General features: G+C 65.9%; 15 protein-coding genes and 1 riboswitch. Of the genes, 6 read left to right on the top strand and 9 right to left on the bottom strand.

Annotated features, from left to right (window positions below):
* Nucleotides 1-114 precede the first annotated feature (114 nt).
* Nucleotides 115-690 (bottom strand): cytochrome c oxidase assembly protein, encoded by a 576-nt coding sequence (locus DYI37_RS05375; RefSeq protein ID WP_116682167.1) that lies wholly within the window; start codon nt 688-690, stop codon nt 115-117.
* A complete protein-coding gene (locus DYI37_RS05380; RefSeq protein ID WP_116682414.1) occupies nt 687-1,274 on the bottom strand; it encodes an SCO family protein in 588 nt (195 codons plus the stop codon). The genes DYI37_RS05375 and DYI37_RS05380 overlap by 4 nt, the downstream gene beginning before the upstream one ends.
* Nucleotides 1,275-1,708: 434 nt before the next feature.
* Between DYI37_RS05380 and cysP the strand changes: the two genes are divergently transcribed.
* The 4 genes from cysP (at nt 1,709) to DYI37_RS05400 (ending at nt 5,171) form a co-directional block, all read left to right on the top strand.
* Nucleotides 1,709-2,698, top strand: a complete 990-nt coding sequence (gene cysP / locus DYI37_RS05385; protein ID WP_116682168.1) for a thiosulfate ABC transporter substrate-binding protein CysP — start codon at nt 1,709-1,711, stop codon at nt 2,696-2,698.
* A gap of 78 nt (nt 2,699-2,776) precedes the next feature.
* On the top strand, nt 2,777-3,646 hold the full coding sequence (gene cysT / locus DYI37_RS05390) for a sulfate ABC transporter permease subunit CysT (RefSeq protein WP_116682169.1): 870 nt from the start codon (nt 2,777-2,779) through the stop codon (nt 3,644-3,646).
* A complete protein-coding gene (gene cysW, locus DYI37_RS05395) occupies nt 3,643-4,449 on the top strand; it encodes a sulfate ABC transporter permease subunit CysW (protein ID WP_116682170.1) in 807 nt (268 codons plus the stop codon). Before cysT ends, cysW begins: the two co-directional genes overlap by 4 nt.
* Entirely contained in the window at nt 4,446-5,171 is a 726-nt protein-coding gene (locus DYI37_RS05400; protein WP_116682171.1) for an ABC transporter ATP-binding protein, read from the top strand. The genes cysW and DYI37_RS05400 overlap by 4 nt, the downstream gene beginning before the upstream one ends.
* 52 nt (nt 5,172-5,223) lie before the next feature.
* Here DYI37_RS05400 and DYI37_RS05405 read toward each other — a convergent pair whose 3' ends face one another.
* From DYI37_RS05405 to DYI37_RS05415, 3 genes are read right to left on the bottom strand one after another with little or no spacing between them, the layout of a single operon-like run.
* Nucleotides 5,224-7,518: a putative bifunctional diguanylate cyclase/phosphodiesterase gene (locus tag DYI37_RS05405; protein WP_210209329.1), complete on the bottom strand. Its 2,295-nt coding sequence runs from the start codon at nt 7,516-7,518 to the stop codon at nt 5,224-5,226.
* The gene (locus DYI37_RS05410; protein ID WP_116682173.1) at nt 7,512-8,066 is read right to left on the bottom strand and encodes a methyltransferase family protein; all 555 of its coding nucleotides are present in this window, start codon (nt 8,064-8,066) and stop codon (nt 7,512-7,514) included. Before DYI37_RS05410 ends, DYI37_RS05405 begins: the two co-directional genes overlap by 7 nt.
* A gap of 3 nt (nt 8,067-8,069) precedes the next feature.
* Nucleotides 8,070-8,846 (bottom strand): N-acyl amino acid synthase FeeM domain-containing protein, encoded by a 777-nt coding sequence (locus DYI37_RS05415; protein ID WP_147307886.1) that lies wholly within the window; start codon nt 8,844-8,846, stop codon nt 8,070-8,072.
* Between the two features lie 158 nt (nt 8,847-9,004).
* Between DYI37_RS05415 and DYI37_RS05425 the strand changes: the two genes are divergently transcribed.
* The gene (locus DYI37_RS05425; protein WP_116682176.1) at nt 9,005-9,232 is read left to right on the top strand and encodes a hypothetical protein; all 228 of its coding nucleotides are present in this window, start codon (nt 9,005-9,007) and stop codon (nt 9,230-9,232) included.
* A gap of 113 nt (nt 9,233-9,345) precedes the next feature.
* On the opposite strand, the gene DYI37_RS05430 is transcribed toward DYI37_RS05425, so the two are convergent.
* Complete coding sequence (locus DYI37_RS05430) at nt 9,346-10,350, bottom strand: AI-2E family transporter (protein WP_116682177.1); 1,005 nt, start codon at nt 10,348-10,350, stop codon at nt 9,346-9,348.
* Nucleotides 10,351-10,676: 326 nt separating this feature from the next.
* On the opposite strand from DYI37_RS05430, the gene ypfJ reads away from it, so the two are divergent.
* Entirely contained in the window at nt 10,677-11,573 is an 897-nt protein-coding gene (gene ypfJ, locus DYI37_RS05435; RefSeq protein ID WP_116682178.1) for a KPN_02809 family neutral zinc metallopeptidase, read from the top strand.
* Between the two features lie 65 nt (nt 11,574-11,638).
* Here ypfJ and DYI37_RS05440 read toward each other — a convergent pair whose 3' ends face one another.
* The 3 genes from DYI37_RS05440 to DYI37_RS05450 form a co-directional block, all read right to left on the bottom strand.
* Nucleotides 11,639-12,424, bottom strand: a complete 786-nt coding sequence (locus tag DYI37_RS05440; protein WP_116682179.1) for an ABC transporter ATP-binding protein — start codon at nt 12,422-12,424, stop codon at nt 11,639-11,641.
* Complete coding sequence (locus DYI37_RS05445; protein ID WP_245413806.1) at nt 12,421-13,395, bottom strand: FecCD family ABC transporter permease; 975 nt, start codon at nt 13,393-13,395, stop codon at nt 12,421-12,423. Before DYI37_RS05445 ends, DYI37_RS05440 begins: the two co-directional genes overlap by 4 nt.
* A gap of 91 nt (nt 13,396-13,486) precedes the next feature.
* Entirely contained in the window at nt 13,487-14,470 is a 984-nt protein-coding gene (locus DYI37_RS05450) for an ABC transporter substrate-binding protein (RefSeq protein WP_116682415.1), read from the bottom strand.
* A 288-nt stretch (nt 14,471-14,758) separates the two neighbouring features.
* Nucleotides 14,759-14,979, bottom strand: a riboswitch (cobalamin riboswitch).
* Nucleotides 14,980-15,024: the final 45 nt, after the last annotated feature.

Consider the following 15,024-nt stretch of genomic DNA (forward strand, 5'->3'; position numbering starts at 1 on the left):
GCACCGGCCAGCCGGTATGACGAGGCTCCATGGCCGGAACGGGACGGCTTGTCGCGCGGCCGTGCCCGGCGGTCGCATCCGGACAGGATGTGAATTGCGACCGGGTCATCCCGTCTATCGCAACTGGGGAAAGTCCTCGGCGGGCTTCAGCGTGTAGTGGACGGTCAGCACCTTCTCCTCGCCGGGCTCGGCATCGTCGAGGATCGCCGGATCGATCAGGACCGAATCGTAGACGAAGGTCGTCTCCCAGGGGCCGAGCGTCTGGCCGGTCGTGCAGACCCCCTGCAGCTGGTTGTAGAAGACGGAATCGGCGTCCGGCTCCACCCTGTAGTTCAGTCGAAGCTGGACCGTGCGGTTCGAGCGGTTGCTCATGAAGAAGTAGATCCGCGTGACCTTGCCGGGCTCGACGCGCGTCACCGGTTCCCTCGGAGCAAAGGTCGCCTCGACGCCGTCGAGGTTCCGGCTTTCGAAGCGAAGCCGAACGAGGCCGCTCGTGGCGGTCTCGTTCGCCGCCCCAGAGCCATCATCGGAGCCCTCCGCGTTCGGCGGGGTCGCCTCCGGCGCGCGCGTCTCGGCCTTGGCCCCATGAACACCTGATCCGAAGACTCCCGCCCCGAAGAGGAACAGCCCGAGGACGAGCGGCAGGGCGCCGATACGTGCCGGCGGCGCGTGAGACGCGAGCGGCCTCACGACTGGTCCACCAGACGCAGCAGCTTGCGCGCGGCCATGCCGATGTCCTCGCCATAGCCGATGGTTCCGGTGAACTCACCGGCTCGGTTGATCAGGAAGACCGTGGAGGTGTGATCCATCGTGTAATTGCCGTCCTCCAACGGCACCTTCTCGTAGAATACGCCCCAATCGCGCGCCATCGCGCCGAGCTGATCCTGAGATCCGGTCAGGGCGACGATCCGCTCGTCGAAGGCGCCGACATAGTCCGCAAGCACGCTCGGCGTGTCGCGCTCGGGGTCGACGGTGACGAAGACGACGTTCAGTTCGTCGGCCTTCTCGCCGAGATTGCGAGCCGCGACCGTCAACTCGCTGAGGGTCGTCGGGCAGACCTCCGGGCAGTGGGTGAAGCCGAAGAAGAGGGCGGTCGGCTTGCCCTTGAAGATCTCGCGCGTGACCGGGTTTCCGTGCTGATCGGTCATGGCAAGCGCCGTATCGGACGGCCGTGCCCGGTCCCCATCCTCGATGAAGGCCAGGCTGAAGCCGGCTGCGACGAGGAAGGAGAGGGCAAGGACCGTGGCCAGACCGATATGCGTCCGCTTGATCATGGCGCGTTCCTCGTCATGCAATGTCCTTCAGAGAAATTCGGTATCGATCCTGAAGATCGGACCCGAACCCGTCCGAAAGATGACGTCCGGCACGGGCCGTGACCGAATGGCGCGGGCTTTTCAAGCTCTGAAGTCCTTTCGTGAAGGAGGAACGGCCTGCACGGCGCCGTCGGCCCTGCTTCATGCAGATCGGCTGCCGCGTCCGACATCGAAACCCGAGAGAACGCCGATCTTAGCCCGGGGCGATTCGGCCGGTGGCGGCTGCCCAAGCCCCGGTCATGCCCGTCGCGCATTCCAAGGCGGAGGCGCTTTTTGGAATGGGGTCCTTTTCTCGAACCGGAGCGGAGATCGCTGTTTTTTCGTGGCGCGAGAGGGGATTGCAAGCACGGCGGGACCGCGTATGTGCCGGGTCGACCGATAGTTCAGGAGATACCATGCTTCGTCAGTTCGCGACTGCCATCACGATCGTCGGCGGCACTTTCGCCGCTCCCGCCCACGCCCAGAACACCGAAATCCTGAACGTCTCCTACGACATCGCACGCGAACTCTATGCGGCGATCAATCCCGCTTATATCGAGCAGCGCGGGGAGGGCGAAGGCGAACTGACCATCAATCAGAGCCATGCCGGCTCCTCCAAGCAGGCGCGTGCGATCCTTCAGGGGCTCCAAGCCGATCTCGTCACCTTCAACCAGGTTCTCGACGTGCAGGTTCTCGCCGATAACGGTTTCGTGGCCGAGAACTGGCAGGAGCAGTTCCCGAACAACGCCTCGCCCTATTATTCTCTGCCTGCCTTCATGGTGCGCGAAGGCAATCCGAAGGAGATCGACGGCTGGGACGATCTCGCCCGCGACGGCGTCTCGGTGATCTTCCCGAACCCCAAGACTTCCGGAAACGGCCGCTACACCTATCTCGCCGCCTGGGCCTGGGCGATGAACGAGTTCGGCGGGGACGAGACCAAGGTCCGCGACTACATGACGAAGGTCCTGAACAATGTCGAAGTGTTCGATACCGGCGGGCGCGGCGCGACGACGACCTTCACCGAGCGCGGCATCGGTGATGTGCTCGTCACCTTCGAGGCCGAGGCGCTGAACATCGCCGGTGAGAACGACGACTACGCGACCGTGGTGCCGCCCCAGTCGCTGCTCGCCGAATTCCCGGTCGCCGTCGTCGAGAAGGTCGCGAGCCAGCGCGGCACCGAAGAGATCGCCCGCGACTATCTCGACTTCCTCTATACCCCGAAGGGCCAGGAGATCCTCGCCTCCTTCAACAACCGCGTCCACGACGAGGCTGTGGTGAAGGCGAATGCGGATCGCTTCCCCGAAGTCGAGCTCTATAAAGTCGAGGACGTCTTCGGTTCCTGGGAGGATGCCCAGGAGACCCATTTCGCCTCGGGCGGCGTTCTCGACGAATTGCAGCGTCAGTAAGACGTCCGATCCGATCAATCCGGCCGCTCGCCTCCGGTGCTTCCGGGAGCGAGCGGTCTCGTTTCGTCAGCCGGTTCCATGCCCCTTCTGCAGACGCCACTCGATGCGCTCAGGCGCCGCCGTGCCAGACGCTCCCCCTTTCCGGGTCTCGGGCTGACGCTCGGCGTGTCCGTGACCTTCGTCACGCTGATCGTGCTTCTGCCGCTCGCAGGGCTCGGCTGGCAGCTCTCGCAGCTCGGCATTTCGGACTATCTCTTCGTGATGAGCGACGAGCGTACGCTCGCCGCCCTTCGCGTCACCATCGGGGCGGCAGCCCTTGCCACCGTCTTCAACGGCGTCTTTGGGCTTCTTCTCGCCTGGGTCCTCGTGCGCTACCGCTTCGTCGGCCGCTCGGCCCTCGACGCGCTCGTCGACCTGCCCTTCGCGCTGCCGACCTCGGTGGCGGGCATCGCGCTCGTCGCGCTCTATTCGAAGGATGGTTGGATCGGCAGCCTGCTCGCTCCCCTCGACATCCAGATCGCCTATAGCTGGTGGGGAATCGTTGTCGCGATGGTCTTCACCTCGGTGCCCTTCGCGGTCCGTGCGATCCAGCCGCTGATCGAGGAGCTCGATCCCTTGGAGGAAGCGGCCGCGCGCACGCTCGGAGCGTCGGACTGGCAGACCTTCCGTTCGATCGTCCTGCCGAAGCTCTCGCCCGGAATCCTCACCGGAACCGGGCTCAGCTTCGTGCGCAGCCTGGGCGAGTTCGGCGCGGTCATCTTCATCGCCGGCAACATTCCCTACGAGACCGAAATCGCCTCGCTTCTCATCATGATCCGGCTCGACGAGTTCGACTACCCCGCTGCCGCCGCGATCGCCGGCACCATGCTTGCCCTTTCGCTGGTGCTTCTCGTTCTCATCAACATCGCGCAGACGCGGCTCTATCGCCGGCTGGAGGGCGGCCAATGAAGGCGAAACATCTCCTCATCGCGCTCGCCGTCCTCTTCGCGCTCGTCGTCATCGTCCTGCCGGTCGCCGTCATCTTCCAGCGTGCCTTCGCCGAAGGCTTCGCGGTCTGGCTTGCGGCCGTCAGCGAGCCCGAGACCCGGTCGGCGATCGTGCTCACCGTCGTCACCGCGCTGATCGTCGTCCCGGTCAACATCGTCTTCGGGCTGTGCGCGGCCTGGGCGATCGCGCGTTTCAAGTTTCCCGGCCGGCGCGCGCTCCTCGTCGTCATCGAACTGCCCTTCGCCATCTCTCCGATCGTCGCGGGCCTCTGCTTCCTCCTCGTCTACGGGGCCTACGGTCCGGTCGGCGGCGCGTTGCAGCCCTACGGCATCCAGCTGATGTTCAACCTCGCCGGCATCGTTCTCGTCTCGCTCTTCGTGACCTGTCCCTTCGTCGTGCGCGAAGTCCTGCCGGTCCTGTCGGTCTCGGGCGAGGACGAGGAGCGGGCGGCGCTGACGCTCGGGGCGAGCGGCTGGCAGATGTTCCGTCTCGTCACCGTTCCGAACATCACCTGGGCGCTCGTCTATGGTGCGATTCTCGCAACGGCGCGGGCGATCGGCGAGTTCGGCGCGGTCAGCGTCGTTTCCGGCGCGATCAGGGGCCAGACCATGACGCTGCCGCTTCAGATCGAGCTTCTCTACAACGACTACAACACGACCGGCGCATTCGCCGCCGCGACGGTGCTTGCGCTTCTGGCGCTCGTCACGCTCGTCCTGCGCGGCCTCATCGCGCTCACCCATCCCGTTCGCGGAGCTGCCCAATGACCCTGCAGATCGAACGCGTCTCCAAATCCTTCGACGGCACCTCCGCCGTCCTGGAAGACACCTCGCTCACCGTCAGGGACGGCGAGTTCCTCGCGCTGCTGGGGCCATCGGGCTCCGGCAAGACGACGCTTCTCAACGTCGTCTCCGGGCTGACCCGGCCCGAGAGCGGGCGTCTCGTTCTCGACGGGGAGGACATCACGGACCTTTCGGCGGGCCGCCGCCGGTTCGGCATGGTGTTCCAGAGCTACGCCCTGTTCCGCCACATGAACGTCGCCGACAACATCGCCTTCGGTCTGCGGGTGATGGACCGTTCGGAGCGACCCTCCAAGGCGGAGCGCCGCGAGCGCGTCGAGGAACTGCTCGCCATGATCGACATGGTGGGGTTTGGCGAGCGCTATCCGGCCCAGCTTTCGGGCGGGCAGCGCCAGCGCGTGGCCATGGCCCGGGCGCTCGCGATCCGTCCGCGCCTGCTTCTTCTCGACGAGCCGTTCTCCGCGCTCGATGCCAAGGTGCGCCGCGAGTTGCGCGATTCGGTTCGCGACCTTCAGCAGCGGGTCGGCGTCACCACCATTCTCGTCACCCACGATCAGGCCGAGGCCTTCGGGATCGCCGACCGGGTGGCGATCATGCGCGAGGGATCGATCGAACAGATCGGGACGCCGGACGAGCTTCGCGCACATCCCGCATCGCCCTTCGTGGAGAGTTTTCTCAACGCCGCCTGATCGGGCAGGTCCTGGTGGCGAGGCTGTGGGAGTTCGGGCCGGGCCGGTGGGTTCAGGGAAGGAGGTCGATCCGCTGCGTCGGGGGATCGGCTTTCGGGCGCCCGAGGAGGAAGCCCTGGCCGAAATGGATGCCGTTGCTCCGCAGCCAATCCAGCTGCATCGTGTTCTCGATGCCCTCGGCGACGAGGTGGATGTTGAGATCTGCGGTCAGCTGGGTGATCGTGCGGATGATCGCCTCTACCTTGCGATCGGGGATCTGGCGCAGGAAGCTCGCATCGATCTTCAGCCCGTCCACATTGATCTTCTGGAGATAGCCGAGCGAAGAATAGCCGGTTCCGAAGTCGTCGAGCACGAGCCGGACGCCCTGCTCGCGGATTGCGGTGAGCTGGTCGAGGACCGACTGGGAGAAGTCCACGAAGATGTTCTCGGTGATCTCGATGCCGACCCGGGAGGGGCGCAGGCCGGTCTCCGAGAGGATCCGGGCGAGGGTGGCGGGAAACCGTCCGCTGACCAGCTGCTTCGGCGACAGGTTGACGTTGACCTGAACCTCGTCGGGCCATTCGGCCGCCTGACGCAAGCTCTCTTCGAGGATCTGTTCGCCGAGCCGGTCAATCAGGCCGCCGCGTTCGGCGACCGGGATGAACTTGGCCGGGGAGACCATTCCAAGTTCGGGATGCTGCCAGCGGGCGAGGGCCTCCAGGCACATGACCTGCCCGGTGAAGAGATCGGCGATGGGCTGGAAGACGGGCCGGATCTCTCCGTCCTCGATCGCCCGTGCCAGCTCGCTCTCTTCCACGAACCGGGCATTGTACTCGGCTTCGAATTCCGGACGGAAGCACCGGACGGCGGACTTGCCCTCGCTCTTGGCCTTGTAGAGCGCGAGATCGGCCATGAAGAACAGCCGTTTGGCATCGCTCGAGGGTCCCTCGGACGCGGCGACGCCGGCGCAGGCGCTCGACGACACGCTGTGGCCGCGAAGGACCATGCGCCGCGTGAGCCGCTCGACGAGACGGGTCGCTGCGGTGCAGGCCTCGTCGAGCGTCAAACCCGCGAAGAGAACCGCGAATTCGTCCCCGCCGAGCCTGCCGCAGACGTCCTTGGGGCCGAGCGCGGCGGTCACTTCGTTCGCGATCGCGATGAGGAGCTCGTCTCCGAGCTGGTGCCCGAACGTGTCGTTGATCGTCTTGAAGTCGTCGAGATCGATGCTGGCGAGGGCGAAATCCCCGCCTTTGGCGCAGGCCGCTTCGATCTGCGTCAGGATCTCCTGCCGATTGAGCAGTCCGGTGAGGCCGTCATGGCGCGCGAGATAGGCCAGTCGGGCATCGGCCTCGTGGCGCGCGGTGATATCGCGCCCGATGCCGCGAAATCCGCTCATCCGGCCGTCCTTGTCGTGAAGCGGATGTCCGGTCAGGGTGAACCAGCGCCGCCTGGCGCCGTCGAGGGCCGTAGCCTTCAGATCGCGGAACGCGATCCCCTTCTGAAGACTGCCGGCGAGCTCGCGATGCATGGCTCCGTCTTCGCTGTCCTGAAGAAGGAAGGACAGACGGGGTCTGGCAGACGAGGTGATGCTCGTTTCCATGATCGGCGCGAGAGCCGGCGGCATCTGGACGAGGCATCCGTCCGCATCGGTTTCCCACAGCCAGTCGGACGAGCCTTCCTGATATTCGCGCAGGAAGATGCTGACGGTCGCGACCTCGCGCCTCAGCGCCGCCTGGGCCCGTGACCGGCCGTCATAGGCCAGATTGGTGCAAACGATGCCGACGATGGCATAGAGCGTGTAGCAGGTGAACGCGATCGCGGTGACCTGATCGGTGAACCCCGTCAGCGTCACGGCGACGACGGACAGGAGCGAGACGGGAACGAAGAAGCAGAAGGCGACGGTGGCCGGAATGCAAATGATCGGCGTCGACACGACGCCGAGCGCGAGGCCGACGATGAGCGCGTGCTGGTTGGCGGTGCCGTAATGGGCGAGCGCGATGATGAAAATTCCCCAGCACGTGCCGAGGGCGACGTAGAGGAGGCGGGCGCGCTCGAGGAAGACGATTGCCTTGCGGTGCCTGCGCCATGCGAAGGCGGCGGCGAGGATGAAGCCGTAGACGATGATGATCAGGACGCCGAGGACGGGCAGGAAGGGCCGGTTCATCGGCTGGAAGTTCGAGACGATGAAGACGGTGTTGCCGATGCCGGTCGCCGCGAAGAGAAGGCTCAGATAGAAGAGGAGATTGGCCTGGTCCGCGAGCGTCTCTTCGTCCTGACGCGAGATCGGCGATTTCAGCCGGAAGAGACGGCGCAGGGACTCCATTCCCGCCGTCACGCGTTCGTCGGCCACATTTCCTTGTATTACCAAGGCGGTATCCTACTGAACTTCGGCACGATCATTCCTGTCCGACGTTTGTAGCGCAGATAGGATTCGGCCATCGACGTCCCGAGGAAGCTTGCTTCCTCCGTTCTCGCGATAACGACGTACCACGATATTATAAATAAACCTGCAAACCATTGGAAGCTGCCCGCAGCGACCGCCGTGCCCAGCCAGAACAGGCAGTAGGCGAGATAGAAGGGATGGCGCACGAAGGCGTAGGGGCCTTCGTCATAGAGCGAATCGGGAGCCGCCGAACTGTAGGCGACCTGCGGCGGCCGCCGCCGCGTGGTCTTCACCGTCCACCAGAACAGGCTCGTCGAGAGGGCCGACAGGATCAGGAATGCGAATGCACGCGGACCGCTGACCCCTCCATCGATCACGAGGGCGAGGAACAGAAGGGCGACAAGCCCGCTCGCCGCCGTCAGGCCGCGCATGCCGGTCGGCATGCCTCCCGTCGAGCGAAAATGCTGACGCAGGGCCCAGGTAAACGAGGCGAGCGGCACGATGGCGGCGAGAATCACGACGGTGGTCAGCATCGGTCAGACCTTCCTGAGATGCAGGGAGACGGGACCGCCTTGAAAGAAGGCGGCGAGATTGCCGGAAAGACCGCCCAGCGGGTCCATCACCGGAACGGCGCGCCGCACCTCGTCGTAGCGCCTGCGATCGCTCGCCATCAGCCGCATGGCGCAGCTCAGTCCGGGATAGGGCTTGAGCTCGGATGCGGGCTCGTAGCCCAGCCTGCGATAGAAGGGAGCGTGATTGCCGCGCACGCAGGCGAGATGCACCTGACTGTGGGCGCAGAGGGCCACATATCCCGCCATTCTATAGAGGAGGAAGACGAGCCCCTGGTTGTTCTCGGCCTCGGGAACGCGGACGAGCCGGGTGACTTCGATGCCGCGACCGGAAAACGGGCCGGACCTGTCCCGGTCGAGAAGCGCGCGCACCTCGTCCGGAAAGGCGTCGAGGGCCGGCGATCTCAGATCCGTGCCGCGCGCGAAGGTGCAGGTGCGCACGGAAGCGACGGGCTCGTCGGCATCGTAGATGACGATCGTGCTCGCATTCGGCATGTCGTCATAGACGTCGCTGAAGCGCTCCGTGACATTGGGCTCGATATGTCCGCCCGCCACATAGCTGCGATAGCGGATCCGGTACGCATCGTCGCGGACCTGACCTTCCGTAGCGAGACGTGCTACATAGACTGTCGGACGGTCTTTCGCTCGAACCTTCGGAACGCAGACCGGTGCGGTTTTCGCTGGATCGACACGATTGTCGAGAGTCTGGTGATCACTTGGAAAGGTCGAGAGGATATGTTGCATCGAAGAGCCCCCTGATTGCGTCCGCACGCACGAGGCTCGGTGTCGACCTCGCCGGTGAGCCGAGTATCGCGGCCGTGCGCGACCATTGTGACGGCCCCCGGCGCCGGGTGGGAGTCCGACTTCCTCCCATCTGAACGCCCTAACAGAACGAGTTCGGCGTGCAGATCTTTCAACCCGTTGAAAAGGTGGATGAATTTCTCACTCTCGATGAGGGAGAAATTTTCTGTGGCTACTTGGACGGGCTTGGCGGATCGGAGTGTCAACTCGCGCAGGTATCGCGCTCCTACTGGCACGGATGGCGCAACGGGCTCGTCGACGGGGGCTTCACGAAGCCGGACATCTCTCAGATGAGGCTCGCCGAAAGCTTCCAGACGGCCCGCCGATAGGCCCGTCACGCTCCGAAGCGGCGCGCGTCCGGTCAGACGCGAGAAGGACGTTCTCACTCACGACGCCTGCGCAATGTGCTGTGTGAGAATCGATCCCGATTTTCATGCCGGCGCTAGTCGCCGGCTGCCTGCTTTTCCTCGTCCAGATATCCCTTCACATAGAACAGCTGTCCGACGCGAAGGCCCGCGGCGGCGAGCGGCGTCGCCATGGCAAGGCCGAGAATGCCGAAGACGACGCCGAAGAGAAGCTGGACGGAGATCGTGAGAGCAGGCGGCAGCGAGACCGTCTCCTCCTGGACGCGCGGCGTCACGAGATAGCTCTCGACCGTCTGGACCACCACGTAGAGGCCGACGATCCACAGAGCTGTCGAGAGGCCGTCGGACAGGCCGAGAAGGACCGCCGGAATTGCCGCGAGCACCGGGCCGATATTCGGGATGAAGGTGAGGATCGCGGCGAGAACGGCGAGGATCGGGGCGAGCGGAACGCCGAGAACGAAGAGGCCGAGGCCGGTGAGGAGGCCGACGACGGCCATGGAGACGAACTGGGCCTTCAGCCAGCCGCGCAGGGCGATGCCGGCTTCGGTCAGGATGGCCCTGACCTTCGGCCTCAGACTGGGAGCGAAGAGTGCGGTGAAGCCGCGCAGATAGGTCTGCGGCGCCGCAGCGCCGTAGATGCCGACGAAGGTGACGACGATGAGATTGCCGAAGGCGCCGAGGGAGCTCGAGAAGAAGGTCGTCGCCCTGCTGCCCGAAGGCAGGAGGTTCTGGAAGTCGACATTGTCGATGACGCTGCGGGCCCAGCCGTGGCTCTGCACGTAGTCGCGCACGCTTTCGGTCGCGGCCGGTAGCCGGTCGACGAGCTGCGACATCTGCTGGGCGAGCGCCGCTCCCGCAATGCCCAGAAAGGCCGTGAGGGCGAGAGCGAGAAACACGCAGAAGAGGGCGAGACCGAGCCCGTTGCGGATGTTGAGCCAGCTGGCGAGCCGGTTGCCGCAGCCGCGCAGGAAGACGGCGAACAGGATGCCCGCGAAGACCGCGAGGGCGACGTCGGCCGCGAACCAGAGCACCAGAAGAAATGCGGCGCCGAGGACGAGGAGGGAGAGGCGGCGGCGGTTCATCCGGTTCATCCTGGCGGGTGTGCATGCCCGGCAGTCTGCCGGACCAGGGGCTGCATATAGGAACCGGCACGACGCAGAGCAGGCCGGCTGCCGCAGCCCGCATCATCGAAGACCGGTTTTCGGCTGGCTCGCCCCGCCGCCCCGCCGCTTGACCGCCCTGCCGGCGGCCCGTCGAGCGGCTGCGCCGATCGTCCCGCTGGCGGGCCATGATGGCCGGCTGTGTTTCAGGAAGGACCCGGTTTCGATCCTCTCATTTTCTTTCTTCGACGCTGACGTATCTTGAACGAAGAATCTTCGAAGGGCGGACACCAGGGAGCGGTCGCACGATGCAGTGGCGAGGACGCAGACAATCCGGCAATATCGAAGACAGGCGCGGCGGGGGCGGTGGCTTCTCGCGTGGTGGGGGCGGCATGCGCATCCCCTTGCGGGCTGGCGGCGGCGGCATCGGCCTCGTCATTCTCCTCCTGATCGGCTGGCTGGTCTTCGGGATCAATCCGCTCGCGATGCTGGGTGCCGTGGACGATGGCGGCGGCCGCACCGCGCAGACGACGCAGGGCTCCGGCGGCGTGAACTCAACCCCCGGAGAGACGGACGACTTCGTGGCGACCGTCCTTGCCGATACGGAGGATGTCTGGTCGCGGCGCTTCCAGGAGGCCGGGGAGACCTATCGCGATCCGAGCCTCGTTCTCTTCGACAATCGCGTGGACTCGGCCTGCGGCATGGCCGGCTCGGCGACGGGGCCCTTCTACTGCCCTGTCGACGACAAGCTCTATCTCGATCTGTCGTTCTTCGACCAGTTGCAGCGCCAATTGAACGCGCCGGGCGATTTCGCCCAGGCCTATGTCATCGCCCACGAGGTCGGCCACCACGTCCAGAACCTGCAGGGCATCCTGCCACGTCTCGCCGAGGCGCGGGAGAACCTGCGGCAGGCCGAGGCGAACGCACTGTCCGTCAGGGTGGAACTCCAGGCCGACTGCTATGCGGGCCTCTGGGCGCACGATGCCCGCGAGGCGGGCTATCTCGATCCGGGCGATATCGACGAGGCGCTCAACGCCGCCTTCCAGATCGGCGACGACCGCCTTCAGAGCAGGAACCAGGGAACGGTGATGCCGGACACTTTCACCCACGGCACGTCCGAAGAGCGTCAGCGCTGGTTCAGCCGCGGCTACGAGACCGGGGACATGGCCGCCTGCGATACGCTTGAGGGCCGGCTCGGCGGGTGAACCCCGCTTGGTGAGCCGGGATATCGTGGCGGGGCGTCCAATTTCGTTGGGCGCCCCGTTCTCTTTCAGCCTGAGCTTTGATCCGCCGGATCCGGCAGCCGGAAGCGGATCGAAAGCGACCCGTCCTCGCCGGTCTCGATAGCCGCATCGACCTTGAATGTCTGCCGGATGCGCTCGCGCGTCAGGACGGCCGCAGGCGGCCCCAGCGCCGTCAGCCGGCCCCCGTCCATCACGGCGATCCGATCGGCGAAGAGGGCTGCCTGGCCGAGATCGTGCAGGGCCGCGATGACGGTGAGGTTCGATCGGCGGAGCAGCGTCAGGAGGGCCAGTTGATGCTGCACGTCGAGATGGTTGGTCGGCTCGTCGAGAATGATGATCTCCGGCCGCTGGGCGAGGGCCCGGGCGAGATGCAGCCGCTGCCGCTCGCCGCCGGACAGGGAATGCCAGCGGCGTTTGCCGAAGCCCGACATGCCGACAGAGCGCATCGCCTCGTCGACGATCGCCGCATCCTCTGCCGAATAGGGCGCAAGGGGGCCGAGATGCGGCGTGCGGCCGAGCTCGACCACCTGCCTCGCGGTCAGCGCCTCGCCCGTCTCGGCCTGTTGCTCGACGAGGGCGATCCTCTGCGCGACGGCCCGTCTGCCGATTTCGGAAAGGGGACGCCCGCCGAGGAGCACCCGGCCGTGACCGGGCGGCCGGATGCCGGCCAGCATCGAGATGAGGGTGGATTTGCCCGAACCGTTCGGCCCGACGATCGCCAGGAACTCTCCGGGCACGCTCGCCAGCGACACGTCGGCGACGATCGGCTTGCCGGAGACGGTCCGGCCGATCCGCGACGCCTCGAGGATCATCGCGAGGCCCGGAAGGACGGATTGGCGATGAGGATGGCGGCGAAGGCCGGAGCTCCGACGAGCGCGGTCACCACGCCGATCGGCAGGACCTGCCCTTCGATGACGATGCGCGAGACGACATCGGCAAGGACGAGGAAGACGGCTCCCATCAGGGCGGCGGAGGGCAAAAGGACCGTGTGCCTCACCCCGACCACCAGCCGGGCGGCGTGGGGAATGACGAGGCCGACGAAACCGATCGAGCCGACGAGCGACACCATGACCGCCGTCATCAGCGCGACGGTCGCGATGGCCGTCATCTGAACGCGCCGCACCGGAATGCCGAGGGCGGCCGCCGCATCGGTTCCGAAGGCGAAAGCGTCGAGCGCGCGTGCGTGGAGGACGCAGATCGCAAGGCCCGAAAGCGCGACCGGAACCGCGAGGGACGCATCCTCCCAGCGCACGCCGGAGAGGTTGCCGAGCAGCCAGAACATGATGCCGCGCGTCTCGTCGGCATTGGCCGAGCGCACGACGATAAAGGATGTCAGGGCGTTGAAGAGCTGGGAGCCGGCGATGCCCGCGAGGATGATCGCGATCGAACCTCTGCCGGCAAGCCAGGCGAGGCCGGCGACGAGGGCGAAGGCGACAAGCGCGCCGAGAAAGGCGCCGGTCGAGAGCGTGAGAAGACCGCCGCCGAGACCGAGAATGGCGACCGAGACCGCTCCGCTGGAGGCGCCGGCGGATATTCCGAGGAGATAAGGGTCGGCGAGCGCATTGCGCAGCAGCGACTGGAGAACGACCCCGGAGACCGCGAGCGCTGCGCCGCAGGAGGCGGCGACCACGGCCCGCGAGAGCCGGTAGTTCCAGACGATGCCGGCATCGATCGGGTCCACCTCGCGGCCGGCGTTCCAGAGCGCGTTCGCGATCGTGTTCAGGACCACCGAAGGCGGAATCTGCGTCTCGCCGACCGCCGCGGCGAAGACGAGGGCCGACAGGAGAAGGGCGAAGGCCGCAAGACAGGATAGGACGAGGCGAAGGGCGAAGGGCGTGGCGGCAGGTGCCGCCGCGCCCGCCACCACATGGGTCTCACTCGCCAAGATCGGCATCCCGGACCGCTTGCGCCATCATCTCGAGACCCTCGATCGTACGGATCGTCGGGTTCATCGCCTGGGCGTCCATTTCCACCACATGACCGGTCTCGACGGCGGCCATCCGGCTGGTCACCGGATCGCTCATGAGGAACTCGCGCTTCTTCTCGACGTCGTCGGCTGGAAACCGCCTGCGATCCATCCTTCCGAGAACGATGAAGGTGGGGTTGGAACGGGCGATCGTCTCCCAGCCGACGGTCGGCCATTCCTCCTGGCTGTCGATCACGTTGTCGATGCCGAGGGTCTTCATGATGTAGCCCGGCGCGCCGCTCGTTCCTGCGACATAGGGGTCGATCGCGATCTCCGCGCTCGAAAACCAGAACACGGCCGAGACGCCTTCGCCGATCCCTGCCACCTCCTCGCGGGCCTTCGCCTCGCGCGCCTTGAGGTCGGCGACGAGTTCGGCGCCGCGTTCGCTCACATCGAAGATCGCCGCCAGATCCTCGATTTCGCGGTAGACGAGGTCCATGGTGAAGGGCTCGGTGCGCAACCCGTCGCCGCCGCCCGAATTGTCCTTGCCGACGCAATCGGCGGGCGAGGTGTAGACCGGGATACCGAGTTCCGCGAACTGCTCCTCGGTCGCCACCACCCCCTGCGGGCCGACCTGCCACTGGAACTGGGTGGTCACGAGATCGGGCCGCTCGGCCAGTACGCCCTCGAAGCTCGGATCGTTGTCGGCGATCCGCTTGATGGTCGCGTTCACCGCCTCGAACTCGGCAAGGACGGGTGCCGTCCAAAGCGCCGTCCCAACCACCTTGTCCGACAGGCCGAGAAGATAGAGGATTTCCGTCATGCTCTGGCCGATCGAGACGGTGCGCTCGGGGCTCGCCTCGAAGGTGAGGGACCGGCCGCAATTCTCGATCGTCACCGGATAGTGGGCGGGTTGCGCATGGGCGGGCGCCGGGAGGGCGCCGCAGGCCATGGCGGCGCAGACCCATGCGGGGAAGGCGAGTTTCGAGAGTGCGAGCGGACGAAACCGCTTGCGCAGGGGGGAGGGGGAGACGCTGGACATGTTGAGCGATCCTTCGGTGCCGTGCTTCGAGAACGGCCGGTCGCAAGACCGGACCGGAACGGGAAAGCCGCGCATCGAAACGGGGTCGGGTCTTCGCGCAGGAGCGCGCCCGAAGGAAAACGCATGAGATGACAAGGGCGGAAGTGCCCCGGGAGAAGCCGTCATGATCATCCTTTCCGAGCATCCCCGCTCGACTACGGATTTCTGAGAGTGACGGCAGGTCTCCTGGCTTGCGGGTCTCAGCCTTCCGTCCGGCCTTCCCGGGGCTCGCCCCAGTGGCACGCGAATGGACAGTCGGCTCACCGCACACAGTTGCGGGGGCAGCCGCGGCTTCGAACCCCGGATTGGGTCGTTCTACCGCGTTCCCTTTTAATCCCGGCGCCGGGTCGGCGTCGGGAACCATCGCGTCTTTCGTAGACGCTGATTGCGTCCCTGACAACTGCGCCGGCGCAAGGACTGCTAGG

It is taken from the genome of Fulvimarina endophytica (assembly GCF_003403015.1).
Lineage (GTDB): Bacteria > Pseudomonadota > Alphaproteobacteria > Rhizobiales > Rhizobiaceae > Fulvimarina > Fulvimarina endophytica.